The following is a 5,340-nucleotide window of genomic DNA, read 5'->3' as shown; positions in this document are numbered from 1 at the left end:
CAGCTTAAACTATTTATTGAAGCTGTTTTTGGTTATTACTCTCAAGCCTTTTTAAGGCAAACCCCATAGAGGAGCACATAACACCAAAAACTATTCCCTCATTAGATATAAATCTAATGCTAGTAAACGTTTCAAATAAGCTTATTATTGCTAAGGAAAAAATAAAACCTATCGCAGAAAAAACCAGCCAAGTTTGTGTGGCATGAGTCATGACGAACCTCCTTTTACTATTGTGCCTTTTTAGCGAGCTTATACGCTTGTTTATTTTTATACATTGCGTGGTCTGCATCATTTAATAGCGCTTCAAAGGGCTGCTTTTGTTTATTAGTAAAACTATAACCAATACTAAGCGATAAATCGCAAACGTCTTCTTTGAGTAAGACTTTTGAATACTCAGTCGAAATTTTATCCATGATGTAGTTAATCTTGCTTTTATCGCTTACTTGCATTACTGCAACAAACTCATCGCCACCTAAGCGCCCTACTATATCAGCATCTCTTAAATGCGTTTTTAGCGTATCTGCCAATATAATTAAGGCTTTGTCGCCCACTTCATGTCCGCAGGTGTCGTTTAATTTTTTAAAGTCGTTTATATCAATAAACAAACAACACACGTCAAAGCCTAAACGTAGCGCTAAGTTAAGTTTTTGCTGGGCTAATAAGTTAAGTGCTCGGCGATTATAAATATTCGTTAATGAGTCTAACATGGCTATTTCGCGCATTTGCTCATAGCTATACACAAGCGCTAGGTCGTCTTCAATCAAATCACGCAGTTGTTCTATGAGTTCAAAATATTCATCGGTATAGCTTGTTTTCTGAGTGTCTTTTAAGCATAGCGTGCCAAATACTTCGCCTTCAGGCCAATGAATAGGTAAACCTAGGTAGGATTCAACACCATCTTCAACTACTTCTGGTAGGGTGTTCCATGCATCGTTATTGCTTGCATCATTAACATATAAAATATTTTTAGTTTCAGCAACGTACCGACAAAATAGAGGGGTTTGAGGAGGAAGTATAGGATTGGTCTCAAAGTTAGAGCCACCTTCGTTACTTCTAATAACAACGCGATAGCCTTTGCTTGTTGCCTGAACTATATAACCAGACGGGGCTGAAAAAAGCCCCGTTATAAGGTCGATTGTTTTTTGCCATTTATGCAAAGATATTTGGCCATCAATACCAGAAAATGCCCATTGATCAATTTCAAACATTGCTTTACCTCGGCTATTTAGTAGCTCCAGTATAGGCAAAAAAGCAAAGTAAAAGCTATTATTTACGACGTCTGCTTGGCTCTCTTTTACCAGTGATGCGTTTTTTATCGCGATCTTTTCGCGACTTGTTAGTATTTTTACGATTATCTTTTGGCTTTTTATTAGGATCTGGCTCGTAACCTTCTAACCACTGCGGCGTTAAACGCGTATCGAGTAGTACTTCAATTTCTTCTAGCAGCCATTGCTCATCTAGACTTACCAGCGACATAGCAAGTCCTTGTTCGCCAGCACGACCTGTACGGCCAATACGGTGCACGTAATCCTCGGCAATGTACGGTAGTTCAAAGTTAATTACGTATCTAAGTGTAGAAATATCTAAACCACGCGCAGCTACATCGGTTGCAACAAGTACGCGTGTAATACCTTCTTTAAAGTTTTGCAATGCACGGTCGCGTGCGCCTTGCGATTTGTCACCATGGATTGATTCGGTTTTTAAACCGTCTTTACACATTTCTTTAGCAAGCTGATCAGCCATTTGTTTTGTGCGAGTAAAAATAAGCACTTGGCGCCAGTTTTTCATACCAATCATGTGCGATACAAGTTCGCGCTTACGATCCTCATCTACAGCGTAAATAACTTGCTCTACTTCAACCGCGGCTGAGTTACGTTTATCAACTTCAATTAGTTCTGGGTTTTTAAGTAACTTTTTACTGAGTTCAAACACGCTGTCATCAAACGTAGCTGAAAATAGTAAAGTTTGGCGATCGCCCGGGATATGTCGCAATATACGTCTAATTTCATCAATAAAGCCCATATCAAGCATGCGGTCAGCTTCGTCAAACACTAAGGAGTCTACACTTGAAAGTACCACACTGCCTTTAACTATATGATCAAGCAAACGCCCAGGTGTTGCCACTATAACTTGCGCTGTTTTAAGTGCTTTTATTTGAGGGCCAATACTTGCGCCACCATAGGCTAAAGCGCCATTGATATTAGTGCCTTGTGCGTACTTTTCAAAGCTTGCAAATACTTGCTGAGCAAGCTCACGGGTTGGCGTTAAAATGACTACACGTGCAAGGCCTTGCTCATCTTTTTTAGGGGTATTTAAAAGCTTATGTAATAAAGGTAAAACAAAGGCGGCAGTTTTACCCGTACCTGTTTGCGCGCTGCCCATTACATCACTTCCGGCTAAAATAGGCGGAATAGTTTTAATCTGAATTGCGGTAGGTTGAGTGTAATTATTTTGCTCAATCGCTGTTAATAATAACGGGTCGAGATTAAGTGATGAGAACGTAGTGGCAGACATAGGCTTAGCTTTAAAATAACAAAGAGCGCTATTGTACGCATATTACTGTACTGCGTAAATTAACCAGTCCAGAAAAGTATTTAATCGTAGTTGCTCACTTTCACTTTAGCGCTAAAACAATAAAAAAGGCGCTAAATAACAGCTGTATTTAGCGCCTTTTATAATTTTATGTAGCTTTAAGCTGGCTTTAGTGTCGCTTTACGCTCGTTGTAAAACGCTATTAAATCGTCAACTGTTGCTTGGCAGTATTCGCGTATACCCGAAACTACCATATGCTTTTCACCACTACCCACTTTAACGCCGTTTTCTAACAGGTTAAAACGAAGTGTAATTTTTCCGCGCTTGCCGGCGTACTCAAAACTAGGCTCTGCAAACTCAAGTTCTGGTGCTGTAATATCAAGATTATCAAGGTTGATAAGCATTGATTCGTAAATGATCATTGGGCGAGCAGGGTTAATCATTACCTCTTGCTTACCCATTAATGGAATAATTACATGCGGGAAAGTAGTACCAGAAAACTCAACATAATTTTTTATTAGGCTATTAGTCAGTGCTGGGCATTGGCTGGTTTTACCTTTGCGCTTTACCTTTAAAATAACTTTTTCGCCATTGGTTACATCAAACTCATCAGCCCCTTCAGGGAAGTTAAGTTTGGTGTTTTCATCAACCATACCGGCAAAAGTAAATTCCATTTGTTCACTAATACCGTAGCGGTCTAGTACCAATGAAAAAAGTAAGTCTCCTGGCGCGCAAAACTTTTTGGCATCTTTGTCGTGAAGTGGATTGTAATCGTCAGCAACGCATTTAGCGAATCGACAACCTTGCTCACGAGAGATAGAAACATAATCAGCATGCTGCTGAAAAAAAGGACTTAACATAGTTTGTTCACTGCTTAAACTGCTTATAACCTATCTATATTACCAGAAAAAAAATACTGAGAGGTCGAATCTGTTAGATTAGTTGCTAAATAAAACAGAGCAATAAAAAACAATGACCTTTTATTTATTAGCGCTATCAATTATATGTGTTTTTCCGTACTGCAAAATATCAATAATGCGGCAACCCCTTTGGCACTACTTACTAGCTTTAAGTGTTGTAAGTGCATATTTTCAAGGTTATATAAATTTATATGCCCTGCTGTTAACCGGGCTTTACGTTGTTTTATACTACTGTGCGCTAAATACAAAGCAGGCAATAATACGCGCTACTTTAAGTACTGTTTTTATAGTTTCCTCATTGGCATTAGCACTTCATTGGATGCCTGGTTTTAATAACCTCCCTATTGTTATAAACGAGCGTATTACAAGCGATGCGATTGCATTTACCCTTTATGCTAATTTTGATAAAGCTATGGCGGGTTTATTTCTTTGTGCTTACTTTTATTCGAATAAAAAAGCTTTAAAAGCAGACTCTAATAAAGCGGGCCCATTAAACGTTAAACAACCCATTTTAATAGTTATTGCTACTGTTTTAGCTACGCTCACTGCGGCTTTAATGCTTGGACTTGTAAGCTTCAACCCTAAGGTTCCTGGCTTTTGGTTAGCCTTTATTGCTATTAATCTTTTATTTACCTGTGTTGCCGAGGAAGCTTTATTTCGAGGTTTACTACAAACTAAGCTTAGCAAAATAATTACACCTACCCGTTTAGCAATACTTGCCCCTGTAATTACTGCAGGTATTTTTGCTTTGGCACATTTTGCTGGAGGAATTAACTATGTATTGGTTTCATTTATTGCCGGCTTGGGGTATGGCTATGTTTTTTATAAAACGCAGCGCTTAGAGTGGGCTATTTTATGCCATTGGTTGGTTAATGTTTGCCACTTCTTTTTGTTTACTTACCCGATGCTCAATAAAATCTAAATACATTTACAAATGCTAACAATTTACTTAGTAGTAAACATTGCCCGCATTTGATTTTGTTAGTAATTTACTATTTCAAATAATAAATTAAGGGACTAATAAATATGCTACGTTTTATAACGGCAATAACAGTGCTCGCCACAATAACGGGTTGTTCAAGCATGACTTATCATACAGATATAGACAACGGCGTTTTATCTCAAGAAATTGGCACCTACGTTAATAAAAGAGATTTACAGCAATTTTATAGCGACCAAGAAGCACACGAAAGTGGCGCTACACTCCTAGGCCGAATAGAAGGTGAAAGCTGTGATGGCGACGGTATGGGTAACAATAATGTAAGCTATAACCGCTCTAAATCAAACGCAATTGATTTACTTAAAGCTGATGCCATGCGCAGAGGCGGAAATGCTTTTACTATTAATTCTTGTAGTGAAACGTCTGTATCGTATTGCGACCTATCTGTTTTATGCACCGGACAGGCCTACGACTATTAATAAGTAAAAGTGCAAATTATATATTAAGCGCAAAGCTAAGTAGTACGCGCTTTCCAGACTCTATTTTAGATACGCTGTGTTCGTACTTATCGGGTCTGAATAAATACACGCGATTAAATAAATTTATAATGCATTTTGAGCATTTAAATACCCCACCCGCTTTAGGTTTTTCTAATACAAAGTTGAGCTTGTAATAGCGCCCTTGCTGCACAGGGTCAATATGGTTCATTACGCTGTGATTAGTTGGGTAAGTAACAAGGTTTATCGAAAATGTATTGCTGCTAAAAATAGCTTTGTTTTTAACGGTTGCAATCATACTGCCTCCTATGAGTTTATATGCCGTATTGTAGCATTGGACTAAGTCTCATTATGGTTTTAAACGAGACTAAAACACCATGACATATAGCCAATAAAACTAATATAAAATGATTAAACACAAAAAAGCCGAGCTTAATAAAGCTCGGCTTTT

At 38.2% G+C, this 5,340-nt stretch carries 7 protein-coding genes; 2 read left to right on the top strand and 5 right to left on the bottom strand.

Going from position 1 to position 5,340, the window contains the following annotated elements; genetic code table 11:
* Positions 1–13: 13 nt before the first annotated feature.
* The 4 genes from GQR46_RS15525 to GQR46_RS15510 form a co-directional block, all read right to left on the bottom strand.
* Positions 14–211 (bottom strand): hypothetical protein, encoded by a 198-nt coding sequence (locus GQR46_RS15525; protein ID WP_165727599.1) that lies wholly within the window; start codon positions 209–211, stop codon positions 14–16.
* A 16-nt stretch (positions 212–227) separates the two neighbouring features.
* Positions 228–1,208, bottom strand: a complete 981-nt coding sequence (locus GQR46_RS15520) for a sensor domain-containing diguanylate cyclase (protein ID WP_165741402.1) — start codon at positions 1,206–1,208, stop codon at positions 228–230.
* A gap of 58 nt (positions 1,209–1,266) precedes the next feature.
* A complete protein-coding gene (locus GQR46_RS15515; protein ID WP_024593280.1) occupies positions 1,267–2,514 on the bottom strand; it encodes a DEAD/DEAH box helicase in 1,248 nt (415 codons plus the stop codon).
* Between the two features lie 176 nt (positions 2,515–2,690).
* On the bottom strand, positions 2,691–3,392 hold the full coding sequence (locus GQR46_RS15510) for a DUF3581 domain-containing protein (protein ID WP_007581602.1): 702 nt from the start codon (positions 3,390–3,392) through the stop codon (positions 2,691–2,693).
* 358 nt (positions 3,393–3,750) lie between these two features.
* Between GQR46_RS15510 and GQR46_RS15505 the strand changes: the two genes are divergently transcribed.
* Both GQR46_RS15505 and GQR46_RS15500 read left to right on the top strand, forming a co-directional pair.
* Positions 3,751–4,374, top strand: coding sequence for a CPBP family intramembrane glutamic endopeptidase (locus GQR46_RS15505; protein ID WP_231609597.1), 624 nt, complete (start codon positions 3,751–3,753; stop codon positions 4,372–4,374).
* Between the two features lie 104 nt (positions 4,375–4,478).
* Positions 4,479–4,871: a hypothetical protein gene (locus GQR46_RS15500; RefSeq protein ID WP_024593283.1), complete on the top strand. Its 393-nt coding sequence runs from the start codon at positions 4,479–4,481 to the stop codon at positions 4,869–4,871.
* A 16-nt stretch (positions 4,872–4,887) separates the two neighbouring features.
* Here the strand turns inward: GQR46_RS15500 and GQR46_RS15495 are convergent, their stop codons facing one another.
* Positions 4,888–5,187, bottom strand: coding sequence for a hypothetical protein (locus GQR46_RS15495; protein WP_021032137.1), 300 nt, complete (start codon positions 5,185–5,187; stop codon positions 4,888–4,890).
* Between the last annotated feature and the right edge of the window lie 153 nt (positions 5,188–5,340).

The sequence above is a fragment of the Pseudoalteromonas sp. Z1A6 genome (assembly GCF_011378745.1).
Classification (GTDB): Bacteria; Pseudomonadota; Gammaproteobacteria; order Enterobacterales; family Alteromonadaceae; genus Pseudoalteromonas; species Pseudoalteromonas arctica.
This window is presented reverse-complemented; position numbering and strand designations above follow the sequence as displayed.